Consider the following 19,767-nt stretch of genomic DNA (forward strand, 5'->3'; position numbering starts at 1 on the left):
AGAAAAAGGAGTTGCCCATGGTCGCGACCGTTCCCGCTAAACGCGGCAGAAAACCTGCTGCCACCCCCTCAGCGCAACCCGGCGGACAGGTTCAATCGCTGACGCGGGGTTTGAAGCTGCTGGAATGGATAGCCGATTCGCACGGCAGCGTGGCCCTCACGGAACTGGCGCAGCAGGCCGGGCTTCCCAACTCCACCACACACCGCCTGCTGACCACCATGCAGCAGCTGGGCTTCGTCCGCCAGGTCGGCGAGCTGGGGCACTGGGCGGTGGGCGCACATGCGTTTATCGTGGGGAGCAGCTTCCTGCAGAGCCGTAATCTGCTGGCGATTGTCCACCCTATTCTGCGCAAGCTGATGGAGGACTCCGGCGAGACGGTGAACCTGGCCGTGCTGGACCAGAGCGATCATCAGGCGGTCATTATCGACCAGGTCCAATGTACGCAGCTGATGCGCATGTCCGCCCCGATTGGCGGCAAGCTGCCGATGCACGCCTCCGGCGCGGGAAAAGCATTTTTGTCGCAGCTCAGCGAAGAGCAGGTGACGGGGTTGCTGCACCGCAAAGGACTACACGCCTACACCCACGCCACCCTGGTTTCGCCGGTGCACCTGAAAGAAGATTTAGCCCTGACACGTAAGCGCGGCTATTCGTTTGATGACGAAGAGCACGCCCTGGGTCTGCGCTGCCTGGCGGCCTGTATTTTTGACGAGCATCGCGAGCCGTTCGCCGCCATTTCGATTTCCGGGCCGATCTCACGCATGACCGACGACCGCGTAACGGAGCTGGGCGCGCTGGTGATTAAGGCGGCGAAAGAGGTGACGCTGGCGTACGGTGGGATCCGTTAAGATGGGTTTGCCGGGAGGCGGCTACGCCTTACCCGGCCTACATTCGAGCCCTTCTCCTGGAGAAAACCGGATGCTAAACCGCTGCTTGCGGCGGTAGGCGTAAACGTCTTCAACGTGCCCGTTCTTGATCCGCGTTTGCAGTTCGCGCCAGTAGTCGGCGCGGAACAGGTCGTCGTGCATCTCCTCAAATAATGGCCTGATACGCGGGTCAGCGCACAGCCAGTGGCGAAACTCCTCGGGAAACACATCGCCCGGCGAGACGCTGTACCACGGCTCACCGGACAGCTCATCCTCCGGGTGGCGCGGCGGGGGAATATCGCGGAAATTCACCTCAGTCATATAGCAAATTTCATCGTAATCGTAGAACACCACCCGACCGTGGCGCGTCACGCCAAAGTTTTTAAACAGCATATCGCCAGGGAAAATATTGGCGGCGGCAAGCTGGCGGATGGCGTTACCGTACTCTTCAATCGCATCGCGTAGCGCCTGGCCTTCTGACTGCTCAAGCCAGATATTGAGCGGCACCATACGGCGCTCGATATAAAGGTGGCCAATCACGATTTTATCCCCCAGATCGGTGATCTTCCCCGGCGCTTCCTGCATTAACAGCGCCATCAGCGCCGGATCGATCTGCTGTTTATCCAGCACGAAATTTTCGAACTCCTGGGTATCGGCCATGCGTCCGACGCGGTCGTGCTCTTTCACCAGCTGATAGCAGGCGCGGACGTGGGCGGCGGTCATCTCTTTCTGCGGGGCGAATGTGTCTTTGATGATCTTAAACACGCGGTCAAAGCCCGGCAGGGTGAAAACCAGCATCACCATCCCGCGGATGCCGGGGGCTTCGATAAATTGCTCATCCGCGCTGGCGATATAGTGAAGGTATTCCCGGTAACTTTCGGTTTTGGCGTGTTTCTGACAGCCAATCGCCATGTACAGCTCGGCGGTGGTTTTACCCGGCAGGATCTCGCGCAGCCATTCAACCAGCGCCGCAGGCAGCGGAGCGTATACCATGAAATAGGACCGGGCAAAGCCGAACACAATGCTGGCCTCTGCGCTGGTGGTCAGGCAGGTATCGATAAACAGTTCACCTTCATCGGTGCGGTGAATGGGCAGCAGAAACGGCACGGTGGCGGAGGGCGTAACCAGCTTGCCGACCAGCCAGGCCGCTTTATTGCGGTAGAAAAGCTCGTTGGCCACCTGTAAATGGCTGTTCCTGAGCACCTCTGCGCCAAAGGTTTCGATGAGATGCGCGATGATATAGCCGATATCCCGGGTTTTATTTTCCCAGGGCAAACGCAGGGGCAGGTCCGTTAACACGCGATGGAGCAGCGGTTCCCAGCCGCGATCGGGAAAAAAATCTTTCGCCAGCGGGCGCGGGATAGTACGAAATCGGCGCTCCGGCTGGGAGCTGAAAATAAATAGCCGCTCGGGAGATAACGAGCGGTGGTCAAATAACCGGCAATAGACAGAGTTAAAAAAGCTCTCTGCAATCTCGAAGCGAGGGTAATCGGGCAACAACTGGGTGTATTGCTCTTTCACGCGCAGCAGAAACGCCGCGTCCGGGCTTTTGCCGTCGGTGATACAGCGCAGCTGCTCCACCACAAGCCCTACGTGATGATCGTAGAGATGAATACGCTGCTTCATGGCCTGCTGAACCGCATGCCAGTCGGCCTGCTCGAAGCGTTGCTGCGCGCCCGAGGTGACCTCCAGAAAACGACCATACTGGGCGTCGAAGCCCTGCAAAATAGTCTGTGCTATCAGTAATTCCAGGCCACGCGGCATATTTTCCTCCAGTACCCCTCACCCTAACCCTCTCGCCCGGAGAGGGCCGGGATGAAGGGGAAATATCAGAACTGGGCTTCTTCAGTTGAACCCGTTAACGCGGTGACGGAGGAGGTTCCGCCCTGGATAATGGTGGTGACGTTATCGAAGTAGCCGGTTCCCACCTCCTGCTGGTGCGACACAAAGGTATAGCCGTCTTTGCCGGCGGCGAACTCTGGCTGTTGTACCTTCTCAACATAGTGCTTCATGCCCTCGCCCTGCGCGTAAGCGTGCGCCAGGTCGAACATGTTGAACCACATGCTGTGGATCCCCGCCAGGGTGATGAACTGGTATTTGTAGCCCATATCCGAGAGCTGCTGCTGGAAGCTGGCGATCGTCTCGTCGTCCAGTTTCTTCTGCCAGTTGAAGGACGGCGAGCAGTTGTAGGCCAGCAGTTTGCCCGGATATTTGGCATGGATGGCATCGGCAAAACGTTTAGCCAGCGCCAGGTCCGGCGTGGAGGTTTCACACCAGACAAGGTCTGCGTAAGGCGCATAGGCCAGGCCGCGGCTGATGGCCTGCTCTATACCCGCATGGGTGCGATAGAACCCTTCGCTGGTGCGCTCGCCGGTAATAAACTCGCTGTCGTACGGGTCACAGTCAGAGGTGATCAGATCAGCCGCGTCCGCATCGGTACGGGCGATCACCAGCGTGGGCACGCCAAGCACGTCGGCTGCCAGACGCGCTGCAACCAGCTTCTGAATCGCTTCCTGTGTCGGAACCAGCACCTTGCCGCCCATGTGCCCACACTTCTTCACCGACGCCAGCTGGTCTTCGAAGTGAACGGCCGCTGCACCGGCTTCAATCATCGATTTCATCAGCTCGAATGCGTTGAGCACGCCGCCAAAACCGGCTTCTGCATCCGCAACGATCGGCAGGAAGTAGTCAACAAAGCGCGGATCGTTTGGCTCGATACCTGCCGCCCACTGGATCTGATCCGCACGGCGGAAGGTGTTGTTGATCCGATCAACCACCGACGGCACGGAGTTCGCCGGGTAGAGCGACTGATCCGGATACATACTGGAGGCCAGGTTGGCATCTGCTGCAACCTGCCAGCCTGAAAGATAGATGGCTTCAATCCCGGCCTTCGCCTGCTGCAGCGCCTGCCCCCCGGTCAGCGCGCCCAGGCTGTTGATGTAGCCTTTTTTGGCACCGCCGTGCAGCAGTGCCCACATTTTTGCCGCACCATGCTGTGCGAGCGTGCATTCCGGGTTGACCGAGCCGCGTAATTTCACCACTTCCTCTGCGCTGTAGGGGCGACGGATGCCTTCCCAGCGCGGTTGTGTCCACTCTTTCTGTAACTCTTCGATCTGTTGGGTACGGGTTTTCATGTGCAGATGCTCCATATTGTTATGTGGTGAATTACGCCAGGAAGCGGTAGCCCGGCAGGGTAAGGAAGTCGATTAAGTCATCTGAAGTGGTGATTTGCTCCATCAGGCGGGCAGCCTCGTTAAAGCGTCCGCTGCTGAAGCGGTGCTCGCCCAGCTCGTCCTGGATCACCCGCATCTCCTCAGCCAGCATCTGGCGGAACAATTCTTTGGTGACGGGCTTACCGTTGCTGAGCGTTTTTTGGTGATGGATCCACTGCCAGATAGAGGTGCGTGAGATCTCCGCCGTAGCCGCATCTTCCATCAGGCCGTAGATTGGGACGCAGCCGTTACCGGAGATCCACGCCTCGATGTACTGCACGGCAACGCGAATATTGGCGCGCATGCCCTCTTCGGTGCGTTCGCCCTCGCACGGGGCGAGCAGCTGCTCTTCAGCCGTGGGAGCATCGTTTTCACGGGTGACAAACAGCTGATTTTTGTTGTCGCCGAGCACGCGGTTAAATACCTCCATCGCCGTATCGGCCAGGCCCGGGTGGGCAATCCACGTACCGTCGTGGCCATTGAGGGCTTCCAGCTCTTTATCGGCTTTTACCTTGTTGAGCACCTGATTGTTGCGCTCAGGATCTTTGCTCGGGATAAACGCCGCCATACCGCCCATCGCAAAGGCGCCGCGCTTGTGGCAGGTCTTGATCAGCAGGCGCGAGTAGGCGCTCAGGAAGGGTTTATCCATGGTGACGACCTGACGATCCGGTAACACGCGGTCGGGATGGTTTTTCAGGGTTTTGATATAGCTGAAGATATAGTCCCAGCGCCCGCAGTTCAGGCCAACAATATGGTCACGCAGCGCGTGCAGGATTTCATTCATCTGGAATACGGCAGGCAGCGTTTCGATCAGCAGCGTGGCTTTGATGGTGCCGCGAGGCAGGTCGAAGCGATCCTCCGCATAGCTGAACACCTCACTCCACCAGGCGGCCTCCTGCCAGGCCTGCGTTTTCGGCAAATAGAAATAGGGGCCGCTGCCTTTCGCCAGCAGCTTTTTATGGTTGTGGAAGAAATAGAATGCAAAATCGAACAGGCTGCCCGGGATGGCTTCTCCGCGCCAGGTAACATGCTTTTCAGGCAGGTGTAAACCGCGTACACGGCAGATCAGCACGGCTGGATCGGGTTTAAGCTGATAGATTTTCCCGGCTTCGGTGGTGTAACTGATGGTGCCATTCACGGCGTCGCGCAGGTTAATCTGCCCCTCGATCACCTTACGCCAGTCGGGAGCCAGCGAGTCTTCAAAATCGGCCATAAACACTTTAACGTTGGCGTTCATGGCATTGATCACCATCTTGCGCTCGACCGGGCCGGTGATCTCGACGCGACGATCCTGTAAGTCATCAGGGATACCGCGGATCGTCCACTCACCGCGACGAATGGAAGCAGTTTCCGAAATAAAACCAGGCAGCTTCCCGTTATCAATTTCCTGCTGCTGGTGAACGCGTGCCGCCAGCAGTTTATTACGCTGTGGCGCAAAGCGTGTCACCAACTCGGTCAGGAACTCGACGGCCTCCGGGGTCAAGATCTGCTGTTCCTGCTCACCCTGCGGCTGGTTAAAGGCCAGTTCATCGGCTGTGTTTACCTGCTCAGTCATCATTCTGCTCCTCATTAAAGATCCAAAAAACACACCCCCAATGCGAACGAAAGATCGTTGTGCGGTTTTCGCTCAGCAGAATTAAGACTATCTGTAATTTTTCTAAAATCAAAAACAATTTCCATTTTTAATTTTAAAGTTCTTTAACCACTTGATTAAATTGATATTAAAGTTTTATTTATAGATGGTTGGGATTTCGGAAATAAAAAAGGCACCCGAAGGTGCCTGATATGGACAGCTGAAACGCTTTAGGATCGTTTCAGGTAGCGGATTACTCTAACGTCGGATTCATATGACGCAGATCGTATGGTGTGATCTGGTAGACGTAATAGTTGAGCCAGTTAGTGAACAGCAGATTTCCGTGGCTGCGCCAAGTCGCCCGGGGCGTGTTCTGCGGATCGTTTTTTGGGAAGTAGTTGTACGGGACATCCGGGTTAAGGCCCGCCTCGAGATCGCGGAAAAATTCAGATGCGAGGGTATCGGGATCGTATTCAGGATGGCCCGTGACAAAGGCGATACGTTTGTCTTTACTGGCGAACAGGTACGCATCCCCGTTTTCCGTTTCAGCGAGGATCTCAAGATCGGTATAATCGCGGATCAGCTGCGCCGGGAAGTCTGCGTAACGGGAGTGCGGCGCGAGGAAAGAATCGTCAAAACCGCGCGTCAGCAGCGCATGAGGGTGCAGGATATGGTGTTCGTATACGCCAGAGAGTTTTTCGGTGCGGGTTTGTTTAGGAATACCGTAGAGGATATTCAGTGCAGCCTGAACCGCCCAACAGACGAAAAGCGTGGAGGTGACGTGATCTTTTGCCCACTCCAGCACCTGTTTGATCTGCGGCCAGTAGGCAACGTCATTGAACTCCACCAGACCCAGCGGCGCGCCGGTGACAATCAGCCCATCGAAGTTTTCATCGCGGATATCATCGAAGTTGCAGTAGAAGTTATTCAGATGCTCAGAAGGCGTGTTGCGCGACTCGCGGGCATCGATACGCAGCAGCTGGATATCAACCTGTAACGGAGAGTTGGAGAGCAGGCGCAGGAACTGGTTTTCTGTTTCAATCTTCTTTGGCATCAGATTGAGAATGAGCACCTTCAGCGGGCGAATTTCCTGACCTGTCGCGCGTGAAGCCGTCATGACAAAGACGTTCTCTTCACGTAAGAAATTGACGGCTGGTAGCTCGTCCTGCACCCGTATCGGCATATCGTTGAATCCTCAAAGCATACGTATAAACGTTTAGACATCCAGACAGCTAACGATACCGAGATCCGGCCCGAATGTCGAGTCTGCAAGAGGAAGGTGAGAAAGTTTCACGGAGAGAAATAAAGCCAAAAGCAAAAAACCCCGCACCTTACGGTACGGGGTTCTTCTTGTTTGATGCCTGGCAGTTCCCTACTCTCACATGGGGAGACCCCACACTACCATCGGCGCTACGGCGTTTCACTTCTGAGTTCGGCATGGGGTCAGGTGGGACCACCGCGCTAAAGCCGCCAGGCAAATTCTGTTAATCTGTATCAAAGCTGAAATTTGATTGTCTGTCTCTTCGCCGAAACAGCTTCGGCGTTGTAAGGTTAAGCCTCACGGTTCATTAGTATCGGTTAGCTCAACGCATCGCTGCGCTTACACACCCGACCTATCAACGTCGTCGTCTTCAACGTTCCTTCAGGAGACTTAAAGTCTCAGGGAGAACTCATCTCGGGGCAAGTTTCGTGCTTAGATGCTTTCAGCACTTATCTCTTCCGCATTTAGCTACCGGGCAGTGCCATTGGCATGACAACCCGAACACCAGTGATGCGTCCACTCCGGTCCTCTCGTACTAGGAGCAGCCCCCCTCAATTCTCCAGCGCCCACGGCAGATAGGGACCGAACTGTCTCACGACGTTCTAAACCCAGCTCGCGTACCACTTTAAATGGCGAACAGCCATACCCTTGGGACCTACTTCAGCCCCAGGATGTGATGAGCCGACATCGAGGTGCCAAACACCGCCGTCGATATGAACTCTTGGGCGGTATCAGCCTGTTATCCCCGGAGTACCTTTTATCCGTTGAGCGATGGCCCTTCCATTCAGAACCACCGGATCACTATGACCTGCTTTCGCACCTGCTCGAGCCGTCACTCTCGCAGTCAAGCTAGCTTATGCCATTGCACTAACCTCCTGATGTCCGACCAGGATTAGCTAACCTTCGTGCTCCTCCGTTACTCTTTGGGAGGAGACCGCCCCAGTCAAACTACCCACCAGACACTGTCCGCAACCCGGGTAACGGGTCCACGTTAGAACACCAGCCATTAAAGGGTGGTATTTCAAGGATGGCTCCACGCAGACTGGCGTCCACGCTTCAAAGCCTCCCACCTATCCTACACATCAAGGACCAGTGTTCAGTGTCAAGCTATAGTAAAGGTTCACGGGGTCTTTCCGTCTTGCCGCGGGTACACTGCATCTTCACAGCGAGTTCAATTTCACTGAGTCTCGGGTGGAGACAGCCTGGCCATCATTACGCCATTCGTGCAGGTCGGAACTTACCCGACAAGGAATTTCGCTACCTTAGGACCGTTATAGTTACGGCCGCCGTTTACCGGGGCTTCGATCAAGAGCTTCGCGTTGCCGCTAACCCCATCAATTAACCTTCCGGCACCGGGCAGGCGTCACACCGTATACGTCCACTTTCGTGTTTGCACAGTGCTGTGTTTTTAATAAACAGTTGCAGCCAGCTGGTATCTTCGACTGATTTCAGCTCCACCCGCAGGGGCTTCACCTACATATCAGCGTGCCTTCTCCCGAAGTTACGGCACCATTTTGCCTAGTTCCTTCACCCGAGTTCTCTCAAGCGCCTTGGTATTCTCTACCTGACCACCTGTGTCGGTTTGGGGTACGATTTCGTGTTACCTGATGCTTAGAGGCTTTTCCTGGAAGCAGGGCATTTGTTACTTCAGCACCGTAGTGCCTCGTCATCACACCTCAGCGTTAAAAGGTACCGGATTTACCTGGAACCTCCGCCTACATGCTTAAACCGGGACAACCGTCGCCCGGCTAACATAGCCTTCTCCGTCCCCCCTTCGCAGTAACACCAAGTACAGGAATATTAACCTGTTTCCCATCGACTACGCCTTTCGGCCTCGCCTTAGGGGTCGACTCACCCTGCCCCGATTAACGTTGGACAGGAACCCTTGGTCTTCCGGCGAGCGGGCTTTTCACCCGCTTTATCGTTACTTATGTCAGCATTCGCACTTCTGATACCTCCAGCATGCCTCACAGCACACCTTCAACGGCTTACAGAACGCTCCCCTACCCAACAACGCATAAGCGTCGCTGCCGCAGCTTCGGTGCATGGTTTAGCCCCGTTACATCTTCCGCGCAGGCCGACTCGACCAGTGAGCTATTACGCTTTCTTTAAATGATGGCTGCTTCTAAGCCAACATCCTGGCTGTCTGTGCCTTCCCACATCGTTTCCCACTTAACCATGACTTTGGGACCTTAGCTGGCGGTCTGGGTTGTTTCCCTCTTCACGACGGACGTTAGCACCCGCCGTGTGTCTCCCGTGATAACATTCTTCGGTATTCGTAGTTTGCATCGGGTTGGTAAGCCGGGATGGCCCCCTAGCCGAAACAGTGCTCTACCCCCGAAGATGAGTTCACGAGGCGCTACCTAAATAGCTTTCGGGGAGAACCAGCTATCTCCCGGTTTGATTGGCCTTTCACCCCCAGCCACAGGTCATCCGCTAATTTTTCAACATTAGTCGGTTCGGTCCTCCAGTTAGTGTTACCCAACCTTCAACCTGCCCATGGCTAGATCACCGGGTTTCGGGTCTATACCCTGCAACTTAACGCCCAGTTAAGACTCGGTTTCCCTTCGGCTCCCCTATACGGTTAACCTTGCTACAGAATATAAGTCGCTGACCCATTATACAAAAGGTACGCAGTCACCCCATAAAAGAGGCTCCCACTGCTTGTACGTACACGGTTTCAGGTTCTTTTTCACTCCCCTCGCCGGGGTTCTTTTCGCCTTTCCCTCACGGTACTGGTTCACTATCGGTCAGTCAGGAGTATTTAGCCTTGGAGGATGGTCCCCCCATATTCAGACAGGATACCACGTGTCCCGCCCTACTCTTCGAGTTCACAGCAAGTGTGCTTTCGTGTACGGGACTATCACCCTGTACCGTCGGACTTTCCAGACCGTTCCACTAACACACAAGCTGATTCAGACTCCGGGCTGCTCCCCGTTCGCTCGCCGCTACTGGGGGAATCTCGGTTGATTTCTTTTCCTCGGGGTACTTAGATGTTTCAGTTCCCCCGGTTCGCCTCGTTAACCTATGTATTCAGTTAAAGATAGTGCAACGAATTGCACTGGGTTTCCCCATTCGGACATCGACGGGTCAAAGGTTCATATCACCTCGCCGTCGCTTTTCGCAGATTAGCACGTCCTTCATCGCCTCTGACTGCCAGGGCATCCACCGTGTACGCTTAGTCGCTTAACCTCACAACCCGAAGATGTTTCACTTCTGATTGCGAAAATTTGAGAGACTCGAACACACATAACATGTGTGTCGTTTCAATTTTCAGCTTGATCCAGATTTTTAAAGAGCAAAATTTCACAATGCACTTCGCAGTACATTTTGAAATTTATCATTCATCAGACAATCTGTGTGAGCACTACAAAGGCAGGTTCTTTAAGGTAAGGAGGTGATCCAACCGCAGGTTCCCCTACGGTTACCTTGTTACGACTTCACCCCAGTCATGAATCACAAAGTGGTAAGCGCCCTCCCGGAGGTTAAGCTACCTACTTCTTTTGCAACCCACTCCCATGGTGTGACGGGCGGTGTGTACAAGGCCCGGGAACGTATTCACCGTAGCATTCTGATCTACGATTACTAGCGATTCCGACTTCATGGAGTCGAGTTGCAGACTCCAATCCGGACTACGACGCACTTTATGAGGTCCGCTTGCTCTCGCGAGGTCGCTTCTCTTTGTATGCGCCATTGTAGCACGTGTGTAGCCCTACTCGTAAGGGCCATGATGACTTGACGTCATCCCCACCTTCCTCCAGTTTATCACTGGCAGTCTCCTTTGAGTTCCCGGCCGGACCGCTGGCAACAAAGGATAAGGGTTGCGCTCGTTGCGGGACTTAACCCAACATTTCACAACACGAGCTGACGACAGCCATGCAGCACCTGTCTCAGAGTTCCCGAAGGCACCAAAGCATCTCTGCTAAGTTCTCTGGATGTCAAGAGTAGGTAAGGTTCTTCGCGTTGCATCGAATTAAACCACATGCTCCACCGCTTGTGCGGGCCCCCGTCAATTCATTTGAGTTTTAACCTTGCGGCCGTACTCCCCAGGCGGTCGACTTAACGCGTTAGCTCCGGAAGCCACGCCTCAAGGGCACAACCTCCAAGTCGACATCGTTTACGGCGTGGACTACCAGGGTATCTAATCCTGTTTGCTCCCCACGCTTTCGCACCTGAGCGTCAGTCTTTGTCCAGGGGGCCGCCTTCGCCACCGGTATTCCTCCAGATCTCTACGCATTTCACCGCTACACCTGGAATTCTACCCCCCTCTACAAGACTCTAGCCTGCCAGTTTCGAATGCAGTTCCCAGGTTGAGCCCGGGGATTTCACATCCGACTTGACAGACCGCCTGCGTGCGCTTTACGCCCAGTAATTCCGATTAACGCTTGCACCCTCCGTATTACCGCGGCTGCTGGCACGGAGTTAGCCGGTGCTTCTTCTGCGGGTAACGTCAATCGACAAGGTTATTAACCTTATCGCCTTCCTCCCCGCTGAAAGTACTTTACAACCCGAAGGCCTTCTTCATACACGCGGCATGGCTGCATCAGGCTTGCGCCCATTGTGCAATATTCCCCACTGCTGCCTCCCGTAGGAGTCTGGACCGTGTCTCAGTTCCAGTGTGGCTGGTCATCCTCTCAGACCAGCTAGGGATCGTCGCCTAGGTGAGCCGTTACCCCACCTACTAGCTAATCCCATCTGGGCACATCTGATGGCAAGAGGCCCGAAGGTCCCCCTCTTTGGTCTTGCGACGTTATGCGGTATTAGCTACCGTTTCCAGTAGTTATCCCCCTCCATCAGGCAGTTTCCCAGACATTACTCACCCGTCCGCCACTCGTCACCCGAGAGCAAGCTCTCTGTGCTACCGTTCGACTTGCATGTGTTAGGCCTGCCGCCAGCGTTCAATCTGAGCCATGATCAAACTCTTCAATTTAAGTTTGATGCTCGTGAATTAAACTTCGTAATGAATTACGTATGTTCACTCAGAGACTTGGTATTCATTTATTGTCCGAAGACATTAAGAATCCATGTCACTTTGAGTGCCCACACAGATTGTCTGATAAATTGTTAAAGAGCAGTTGCGACGCGCTTTAGCGCTCTGTCGCGAGGTGGCGTATATTACGCTTTCCTCTTTCAGAGTCAACCCTGAATCTCAGGATTTTTTCTCTTCAACCGAACCGGTTGTTGTGTGAAGTGATTCACATCCGCCGTGTCGATGGAGGCGCATTATAGGGAGTTCTCGCGCCGCCGCAACCGCTAAATGACAGAAAAATGACTGACTGCTGCATTCCACAGCAAAACCCCGCCTTATACCTTTTTACGCACAGACTTATCCACAATGATACGAAAAAGTGAAATTGTGCGAGCGTTGCGCAAACGTTTTCGTTAAAATGCTCGCGCTTAACAGGCATGCCCCGCCAGGTGTGTTAGATGAGTTTTTCACAGGAAAAATTCATCTAACGCTCTCTGTAATCGTGAAATCCAGGGGATTTACCATGCAACAACGTCGTCCAGTCCGCCGCGCTCTGCTCAGTGTCTCTGATAAAGCCGGTATCGTTGAATTCGCTCAGGCACTTTCTGCACGCGGTGTGGAGCTGCTGTCCACAGGCGGTACCGCTCGCCTGTTAGCAGAGAAAGGTTTGCCGGTTACCGAAGTCTCTGATTACACCGGTTTCCCGGAAATGATGGATGGACGCGTCAAAACCCTTCACCCGAAAGTGCACGGCGGCATTCTTGGCCGCCGCGGTCAGGATGACAGCATTATGGAACAGCATGGCATCGCACCTATCGACATAGTTGTCGTTAACCTCTACCCGTTCGCCCAGACCGTAGCCCGCGAAGGTTGCTCGCTGGAAGATGCCGTAGAGAATATTGATATCGGCGGCCCGACCATGGTGCGCTCCGCGGCCAAGAACCATAAAGATGTGGCTATCGTGGTCAAGAGCAGCGACTACAGCACCATTATTAATGAGATGGACGCCAATGAAGGTTCATTAACCCTCGCAACCCGTTTCGACCTCGCCATCAAAGCCTTCGAGCACACTGCCGCCTACGACAGCATGATCGCCAACTACTTCGGCAGCCTGGTGCCCGCCTACCATGGCGAAAGCAACGATCCATCTGGCCGCTTCCCGCGCACGCTGAACCTGAACTTTATTAAGAAGCAGGATATGCGCTACGGCGAGAACAGCCACCAGCAGGCAGCCTTCTATATAGAAGAAGAGGTAAAAGAAGCCTCGGTTGCCACCGCTCAGCAGGTTCAGGGCAAAGCGCTCTCCTATAACAACATTGCTGACACCGACGCTGCGCTGGAATGCGTGAAAGCGTTCAGCGAGCCGGCCTGCGTTATCGTCAAGCACGCGAACCCGTGCGGCGTGGCGGTAAGCACCTCTGTTCTGGATGCCTACGATCGCGCCTACAAAACCGACCCGACCTCCGCGTTTGGCGGCATTATTGCCTTCAACCGCGAGCTGGATGCACAGACCGCGCAGGCCATTATCTCGCGTCAGTTTGTCGAAGTGATTATTGCGCCATCAGCGTCTGAAGAAGCCCTGAAAATTACCGCGGCGAAGCAAAACGTGCGCGTCCTGGTTTGCGGTCAGTGGGCTGATCGCGTGCCGGGCCTGGACTTCAAGCGCGTCAACGGCGGTTTGCTGGTTCAGGATCGCGATCTGGGTATGGTGACAGAAGCCGACCTGCGCGTGGTGACCAAACGTCAGCCAACCGAGCAGGAACTGCGTGACGCGTTGTTCTGCTGGAAGGTCGCGAAGTTCGTGAAATCCAACGCCATTGTCTACGCGAAAGAGAACATGACCATCGGGATAGGCGCAGGCCAGATGAGCCGCGTTTACTCGGCGAAAATTGCCGGTATTAAAGCAGGCGACGAAGGGCTGGAAGTGAAAGGGTCCGCCATGGCCTCCGACGCCTTCTTCCCGTTCCGCGACGGCATCGACGCGGCAGCGGCGGTGGGCATCACCTGCGTGATCCAGCCTGGCGGCTCCATTCGCGATGAAGAAGTGATTGCCGCAGCTGACGAACACGGCATCGCGATGATCTTCACCGACATGCGTCACTTCCGCCATTAATTCCAGGAGCAGAAAATGAAAGTATTAGTGATTGGTAATGGCGGCCGCGAGCACGCGCTGGCGTGGAAAGCCGCGCAGTCTCCGCGAGTGGAAACCGTCTTTGTGGCGCCGGGCAATGCCGGCACTGCCCTGGAGCCCACGCTGCAGAACGTCGCCATTAGCGTGACCGATATCCCGGCGCTGCTGAGCTTTGCCCAAAACGAGAATATCGATCTGACCATCGTCGGCCCGGAAGCGCCGCTGGTGATTGGCGTGGTTGACGCATTCCGCGAAGCCGGGCTGACCATCTTCGGCCCGACGGAAGGTGCCGCGCAGCTGGAAGGTTCAAAAGCCTTCACCAAAGATTTCCTTGCGCGTCATCACATCCCGACGGCGGAATACCAGAACTTCACCGAGGTCGAGCCAGCGCTGGCGTATCTGCGTGAAAAAGGCGCGCCGATTGTGATTAAGGCCGACGGTCTGGCCGCCGGTAAAGGCGTGATCGTGGCGATGACGCTTGAAGAAGCGGAAGCCGCAGTGCAGGACATGCTGGCTGGCAACGCCTTTGGCGATGCGGGCCATCGCATCGTCATCGAAGAGTTTCTCGACGGTGAAGAGGCGAGCTTTATCGTGATGGTCGATGGCGAGCACGTCCTGCCGATGGCAACCAGTCAGGATCATAAGCGCGTGGGTAACGCAGACACAGGTCCGAATACCGGTGGGATGGGCGCTTACTCCCCTGCGCCAGTGGTCACTGACGAAGTGCATCAGCGCACCATGGAGCGCATCATCTGGCCTACCGTTAAAGGGATGGCGGCGGAAGGCAACACCTACACCGGTTTCCTCTATGCAGGCCTGATGATCGACAAGCAGGGCAACCCGAAGGTGATCGAATTTAACTGCCGCTTCGGCGATCCGGAAACGCAGCCAATCATGCTGCGCATGAAATCGGATCTGGTCGAACTGTGCCTGGCGGCCTGCGAAGGCAAGCTCGACGAGAAAACGTCCGAGTGGGACGAGCGTGCCTCTCTGGGCGTGGTGATTGCGGCGGGCGGTTATCCGGGGAATTACAACACCGGTGACGAGATCCACGGCCTGCCGCTGGAAGCGGTAGACGGCGCGAAGGTGTTCCATGCGGGCACAACGCTGTCTGACGACGATCGCGTCCTGACCAACGGTGGCCGCGTACTGTGCGCGACCGCGCTGGGTCACACCGTTGCGGAAGCACAGAAGCGCGCCTATGCGCTGATGGCGGATATCCACTGGAACGGCAGCTTCAGCCGCCAGGATATCGGTTATCGCGCGATTGCGCGTGAGCAGGGCGAGTAACAGAGCCGTCTGTTCCCCCTCATCCTCCCCTCTCCCTCAGGGAGAGGGGATATTGCTCAAAAACGCTTTTCCGTCGGCTGCCAGGTGCAGAAATCTTCGTTCGCCACCAGCAGCAGCTGAGAACCTTCCGGCGCTTCAAGCCACGCGATACTCACTTCCATAGAAGAGTGACGCTGACGACGTTCAATATGTTCGGTTGCCCAGGATTCCAGCTCAGGCTTCACCGTCTGCCCTTCACAGGTCGTTACCGTACCATCGGCATGCCATCGCCCCTGGCGCAGCACTACGCGCCCCAGACGCAGCGCATCGCTGGTCTGGCGGATCTGTTCGGCACGATAGCGATAAAGGGCTATTTGCTCGCTGGAAAGCTGCTGTTTATGACCACTGACCTCGCGCTGCATAAAGCTCAGCTCGCCATGGTCATCAAAACGCACTTTCACATGTTCGGGGGTCTTACTGTAGATATTCAGCTCGATAAGGGAGAGGGAATCCCCCTGCCAGCGATACTCTGCGGTTGAGGTATTACCGGTATGCCACGGGCTGAACGCGGAGAGAAGGTGCACTTCCCCGCTGGAATCTTTGCGCCACATCCTGACCGCACCCTGGTTATCCGCGTAGCCGCTGGCGGTAAACGGAGGAAGGGAGGCGTCATGGCTACAGGCAGACAGTAACAGCACGCCTGCCAGCGCGAGCGTTCCGCGACAGAATGACAAAAGGGGCGTTGCCGCCCCTTCGTTAAAACTGTTCACTGCCACGCGTCTTACTTAACTGCGTCTTTCAGTGCTTTACCAGAAACAAATGCCGGCACGTTAGCTGCGGCGATTTTGATTTCTTTACCGGTCTGCGGGTTGCGGCCAGTACGCTCAGCGCGGTGGTTCACTTTGAAGGTACCGAAACCAACCAGTTGTACAGCATCGCCTTCTTTCAGAGACTCAGTAATAGCAGCCAGGGTAGATTCCAGAGCAGCTTTAGCCTGCACTTTAGACAGATCAGCCTTGTCCGCAATTACATCAATCAGTTGAGTCTTGTTCATAAGTTATCCTTTCAATGTGTTTATCGCTTGCTAAGCATCGAGTGCGACGAAAATGCCAAAAAAGCACTCTCCTGCATACACGCACCGATAGCCACTTTTTTTCGCCCCCCAAATGTAGACCAGACGGGGGGCAGAAGGGAAGAGTTGAGGTACGACAAAACAGGCGTTAAATCACGTTTTGTTGTCTCATTGGTTAAAAACTATACCAATATTACTCTCACCCGCCTCACGTAAGTCCGCGCGCAGCCCTTTGATCAGCTCAATGTCGCGTTCTTCACACTCTGCCAGCAGGCGGAAAATTTCCCACTGGATGTCCCATTCCTGTTCAACCGCCGGGTTGGCACGCAGCTCTTCGTCGGTCATTTCACGACCTTCCTGCGTCATTTCCAGCATCGCGACGGTGGTGATGGACGCCTTACTTACCTCAATCGCATGTTCCAGCGTTTCGCCGCTCAGGCGAGAGTGGATCAGTTCGCTTAACGCGACGCAGGCGTCAATCGCCGGGTAGACGCCATACACATCATAGTCATCCGCCGCCGGGATTGCCTCTTCCAGCTTTTCGAGCTGAGAGTCGAAGTTAACTTTGGCATCTTTTACCGTCAGCGTTTCCCAGATCAAGTCCAGGATGCGGCGATAGATCTGGCCTTCACCAAATTCAGTCTGCTTGCAGAACGTGGCATAGTTGGGATACATGCGCTCGCACAGGCAGGCCATAAAGGTGACGTGCTGCCAGCTTTCCAGCTTCTCAAGGCGCAGATGAATCGGGTTTTGTAACATGATGATGTCTCGAATCGAAAATTAGCCGCAGTTTACCTGAATCATGGCTGAATTTCCTGCCAACGAACAAATGCCGGACGCGAGGACGCCACGGCATCGGCCCAGCGCGTTGGCTCCGGTAAACGGTAGCCCTTCATACAGCGTTGTACCCATGCCAGCGCGCTATCCATACTGACCCGATGCCCGGTGGCAATGAACAGCGGATTGCAGCGGGCTTTACTGCGCCAGACCCACGCCAGCTGCTCGCCTTTATCAATAAGCGGTGCCAGAGCGCCCGGCTCGGCGGAGAGCGGCTCAAACTTCCCACAGAGGCGTTTCTTGGCGACGCCGATGGTCGGCACATCCACCAGCAGCCCAAAGTGGCTGGCAACGCCCAGGCGGCGCGGGTGAGAGATGCCGTGTCCATCAACGAACAGCAGGTCGGGCTTTTGCGAGAGTTGCTCCCACGCTGCGAGCAGCGCGGGGTATTCACGGAAGGAGAGAAAACCGGGAATGTAAGGCATGGTGGTGGCGATACGCGCCACTTTGTACTCAACCAGCTCAAGCGAGGGGTACTTCAAAACTACCATCGCCGCCCGCGTCACTTCCCCGCCCTGCTCGAACCCCACGTCCGCGCCGCCGATGTACTGCGGGGGATCCGTATCCAGACGATCCTCGCGGATCACGGATGAGGCCAGTTCTATCTGTTGAGCGCGTAACGACGCGAGATCCATAACCACTCCTTACTTGTGATACTGGGCAGAAAGCCGATGCACCGCCTCCACAAAGACGCCTGCGTGTTCTGGCGGCACATCCTGATGAATGCCGTGGCCGAGGTTAAAGACGTGGCCTTCACCCTGGCCGAAAGCAGACAGTATAGTCGACACTTCTTCTTCAATGCGGGCAGGCTGGGCATAAAGCATGGACGGGTCCATGTTGCCCTGCAGCGCCACTTTGTCGCCCACGCAACGGCGCGCCTCGCCAATGTCGGTGGTCCAGTCAAGACCCAGCGCATCACAGCCGGTTGCGGCCAGCGCTTCCAGCCACTGCCCGCCGCCTTTGGTAAACAGGGTGACCGGCACGCGGCGACCTTCGTTTTCACGCAGCAGGCCGTCGACGATTTTGTGCATGTAGTACAGCGAGAACTGCTGGTAATCGCGCCCGGTCAGCACGCCGCCCCAGGTATCAAAAATCATCACCGACTGCGCGCCCGCTTTAATCTGCGCGTTAAGGTAAAGCGTGACGCTTTTCGCCAGCTTGTCGAGCAGCGCATGCAGGGCCAGAGGCTCGGCGTACATCATTTTTTTGATGACCGTGAAGGCTTTGCTGCTGCCGCCTTCAACCATGTAGGTCGCCAGCGTCCACGGGCTGCCGGAGAAGCCAATCAGCGGCACTTCGCCCTTCAGCTCACGACGAATGGTACGCACCGCATTCATCACGTAGCCCAGTTCGCCTTCGGGATCGGGGATTGGCAGCTTATCAACGTCGGCTTTACTTTTAATCGGGGAGGTGAAACGCGGGCCTTCGCCGGTTTCGAAATAGAGCCCAAGCCCCATCGCATCCGGAATGGTCAAAATGTCTGAAAAGAGAATGGCGGCATCCAGTGGAAAGCGACGCAGCGGCTGGAGCGTCACTTCACAGGCCAGCTCGGCGTTTTTGCACAGCGACATAAAATCGCCCGCCTGCGCACGTGTGGCTTTGTACTCTGGCAGATAGCGTCCCGCCTGGCGCATCATCCACACCGGGGTGACATCAACGGGCTGGCGCAGCAGCGCACGCAGATAACGATCGTTCTTCAGTTCGGTCATTTTTGCAGTTCCTTAAGCGTCATGGCCTCAGTGTAACACTACTCATACTCGGCCCGACACATTGCCACGGTATCTTCTATCAGCCGACGCGCCACCGTCCCCGGCGGGGGTAACAGCGGTAAATCGTCATAGCGATACCAGTTCGCCTCCAGCAGCTCTTTTTGGTCGATAACGATCTCGCCGCTATCGTAATCCGCCATAAACGCCGTCATTAAAGACATCGGGAAGGGCCACGGCTGAGACGTCACATAGCGCAGGTTTTTCACCCTGATACTGCTCTCCTCCATGACTTCACGCGCGACCGCCTGCTCCAGCGTTTCGCCAACTTCGACGAACCCGGCCAGCACGGTATGAATGCCGTTACGATGGCGGGTATGCTGCGCCAGCAGGATGGAATCCTCGCGACGAATGGCCACAATGATGCACGGCGCAATTTGCGGATAGTAACGTTCGCGGCAGTGGCTACAGAGCATCGCCGACTCGGTTTTGCTCGGGTGCATGGTATGGCCGCAATAGCCGCAGAATTTATGCGAGCGGTAAAACTCCGCCAGTTGCACGCCGCGGCCCGCCAGCTGGAACAGGCCAGCGTCAAGATCGAGCACCTGACGAACCGATCCCATATCGTGGCGACGAGATTGCTGGATCAACCATACCGGGTCGCCCTGCCATTCGCCGATCCTCAGCGCGGGCAAGCCGACAAGATCGAAGGTTTCCGCCGCTCCGTAAGGCAGTGTCCCGGCGGGCAACCATAACTTTTGTTCGTGACTGACGATCCACCAACCCAGATCTGATTTTTCAATAATACGATCCATATCTATTGCACTACCTTCGCTTCACTGACATGTTGTTAGCATTGTGGTTACATTTTGGA

At 55.6% G+C, this 19,767-nt stretch carries 13 protein-coding genes and 3 rRNA genes; 3 read left to right on the plus strand and 13 right to left on the minus strand.

Annotation, left to right across the window (positions count from 1 at the left end; genetic code table 11):
* Positions 1-17: 17 nt before the first annotated feature.
* On the plus strand, positions 18-845 hold the full coding sequence (gene iclR, locus I6L58_RS11350) for a glyoxylate bypass operon transcriptional repressor IclR (protein ID WP_140418827.1): 828 nt from the start codon (positions 18-20) through the stop codon (positions 843-845).
* 21 nt (positions 846-866) lie between these two features.
* On the opposite strand, the gene aceK is transcribed toward iclR, so the two are convergent.
* The 7 genes from aceK to I6L58_RS11385 all read right to left on the minus strand — a co-directional run bounded on the left by aceK (position 867) and on the right by I6L58_RS11385 (position 11,839).
* Positions 867-2,627: a bifunctional isocitrate dehydrogenase kinase/phosphatase gene (gene aceK / locus I6L58_RS11355; RefSeq protein WP_006177532.1), complete on the minus strand. Its 1,761-nt coding sequence runs from the start codon at positions 2,625-2,627 to the stop codon at positions 867-869.
* A gap of 65 nt (positions 2,628-2,692) precedes the next feature.
* Positions 2,693-3,997 carry an isocitrate lyase gene (aceA, locus tag I6L58_RS11360; RefSeq protein WP_042321216.1) on the minus strand — a complete coding sequence of 435 codons (1,305 nt, stop codon included), beginning with the start codon at positions 3,995-3,997 and terminating at the stop codon, positions 2,693-2,695.
* Positions 3,998-4,028: 31 nt separating this feature from the next.
* Positions 4,029-5,630, minus strand: a complete 1,602-nt coding sequence (gene aceB / locus I6L58_RS11365) for a malate synthase A (protein ID WP_088209283.1) — start codon at positions 5,628-5,630, stop codon at positions 4,029-4,031.
* Between the two features lie 271 nt (positions 5,631-5,901).
* A complete protein-coding gene (metA, locus tag I6L58_RS11370) occupies positions 5,902-6,831 on the minus strand; it encodes a homoserine O-acetyltransferase MetA (protein ID WP_088209282.1) in 930 nt (309 codons plus the stop codon).
* Positions 6,832-7,007: 176 nt separating this feature from the next.
* Positions 7,008-7,123: ribosomal RNA gene (rrf, locus tag I6L58_RS11375) — 5S ribosomal RNA — on the minus strand.
* 72 nt (positions 7,124-7,195) lie between these two features.
* A 23S ribosomal RNA gene (locus tag I6L58_RS11380) occupies positions 7,196-10,101 on the minus strand.
* Between the two features lie 198 nt (positions 10,102-10,299).
* Positions 10,300-11,839, minus strand: a 16S ribosomal RNA gene (locus I6L58_RS11385).
* The 16S, 23S and 5S rRNA genes sit together here, the layout of an rRNA operon.
* Before the next feature lie 562 nt (positions 11,840-12,401).
* Here I6L58_RS11385 and purH point away from each other — a divergent pair.
* Positions 12,402-13,991 carry a bifunctional phosphoribosylaminoimidazolecarboxamide formyltransferase/IMP cyclohydrolase gene (gene purH, locus I6L58_RS11390; RefSeq protein WP_088209508.1) on the plus strand — a complete coding sequence of 530 codons (1,590 nt, stop codon included), beginning with the start codon at positions 12,402-12,404 and terminating at the stop codon, positions 13,989-13,991.
* Positions 13,992-14,006: 15 nt separating this feature from the next.
* The gene (gene purD / locus I6L58_RS11395; RefSeq protein ID WP_088209509.1) at positions 14,007-15,299 is read left to right on the plus strand and encodes a phosphoribosylamine--glycine ligase; all 1,293 of its coding nucleotides are present in this window, start codon (positions 14,007-14,009) and stop codon (positions 15,297-15,299) included.
* 56 nt (positions 15,300-15,355) lie between these two features.
* Here purD and I6L58_RS11400 read toward each other — a convergent pair whose 3' ends face one another.
* The 6 genes from I6L58_RS11400 to nudC form a co-directional block, all read right to left on the minus strand.
* Positions 15,356-16,048, minus strand: a complete 693-nt coding sequence (locus tag I6L58_RS11400; protein ID WP_058610861.1) for a DUF1481 domain-containing protein — start codon at positions 16,046-16,048, stop codon at positions 15,356-15,358.
* A gap of 11 nt (positions 16,049-16,059) precedes the next feature.
* Positions 16,060-16,332, minus strand: coding sequence for a nucleoid-associated protein HU-alpha (hupA, locus tag I6L58_RS11405; protein ID WP_002445246.1), 273 nt, complete (start codon positions 16,330-16,332; stop codon positions 16,060-16,062).
* Positions 16,333-16,518: 186 nt separating this feature from the next.
* A complete protein-coding gene (locus I6L58_RS11410; protein ID WP_006176765.1) occupies positions 16,519-17,109 on the minus strand; it encodes a YjaG family protein in 591 nt (196 codons plus the stop codon).
* Positions 17,110-17,150: 41 nt separating this feature from the next.
* Positions 17,151-17,822: a deoxyribonuclease V gene (gene nfi, locus I6L58_RS11415; RefSeq protein ID WP_006176764.1), complete on the minus strand. Its 672-nt coding sequence runs from the start codon at positions 17,820-17,822 to the stop codon at positions 17,151-17,153.
* Between the two features lie 9 nt (positions 17,823-17,831).
* Positions 17,832-18,896: a uroporphyrinogen decarboxylase gene (gene hemE / locus I6L58_RS11420; RefSeq protein ID WP_088209510.1), complete on the minus strand. Its 1,065-nt coding sequence runs from the start codon at positions 18,894-18,896 to the stop codon at positions 17,832-17,834.
* A 38-nt stretch (positions 18,897-18,934) separates the two neighbouring features.
* Entirely contained in the window at positions 18,935-19,708 is a 774-nt protein-coding gene (gene nudC, locus I6L58_RS11425; protein WP_006176762.1) for an NAD(+) diphosphatase, read from the minus strand.
* Positions 19,709-19,767 lie beyond the last annotated feature (59 nt).

The sequence above is a fragment of the Enterobacter cancerogenus genome (genome assembly GCF_019047785.1).
GTDB classification, from domain to species: Bacteria; Pseudomonadota; Gammaproteobacteria; order Enterobacterales; family Enterobacteriaceae; genus Enterobacter; species Enterobacter cancerogenus.

Bases quoted from the DNA above. Each gene is read 5' to 3' on its own strand.
- iclR (WP_140418827.1), top strand. From the start codon at position 18: ATGGTCGCGACCGTTCCCGCTAAACGCGGCAGAAAACCTGCTGCCACC.
- aceK (WP_006177532.1), bottom strand. From the start codon at position 2,627: ATGCCGCGTGGCCTGGAATTACTGATAGCACAGACTATTTTGCAGGGC.
- aceA (WP_042321216.1), bottom strand. From the start codon at position 3,997: ATGAAAACCCGTACCCAACAGATCGAAGAGTTACAGAAAGAGTGGACA.
- aceB (WP_088209283.1), bottom strand. From the start codon at position 5,630: ATGACTGAGCAGGTAAACACAGCCGATGAACTGGCCTTTAACCAGCCG.
- metA (WP_088209282.1), bottom strand. From the start codon at position 6,831: ATGCCGATACGGGTGCAGGACGAGCTACCAGCCGTCAATTTCTTACGT.
- purH (WP_088209508.1), top strand. From the start codon at position 12,402: ATGCAACAACGTCGTCCAGTCCGCCGCGCTCTGCTCAGTGTCTCTGAT.
- purD (WP_088209509.1), top strand. From the start codon at position 14,007: ATGAAAGTATTAGTGATTGGTAATGGCGGCCGCGAGCACGCGCTGGCG.
- hupA (WP_002445246.1), bottom strand. From the start codon at position 16,332: ATGAACAAGACTCAACTGATTGATGTAATTGCGGACAAGGCTGATCTG.
- I6L58_RS11410 (WP_006176765.1), bottom strand. From the start codon at position 17,109: ATGTTACAAAACCCGATTCATCTGCGCCTTGAGAAGCTGGAAAGCTGG.
- nfi (WP_006176764.1), bottom strand. From the start codon at position 17,822: ATGGATCTCGCGTCGTTACGCGCTCAACAGATAGAACTGGCCTCATCC.
- hemE (WP_088209510.1), bottom strand. From the start codon at position 18,896: ATGACCGAACTGAAGAACGATCGTTATCTGCGTGCGCTGCTGCGCCAG.
- nudC (WP_006176762.1), bottom strand. From the start codon at position 19,708: ATGGATCGTATTATTGAAAAATCAGATCTGGGTTGGTGGATCGTCAGT.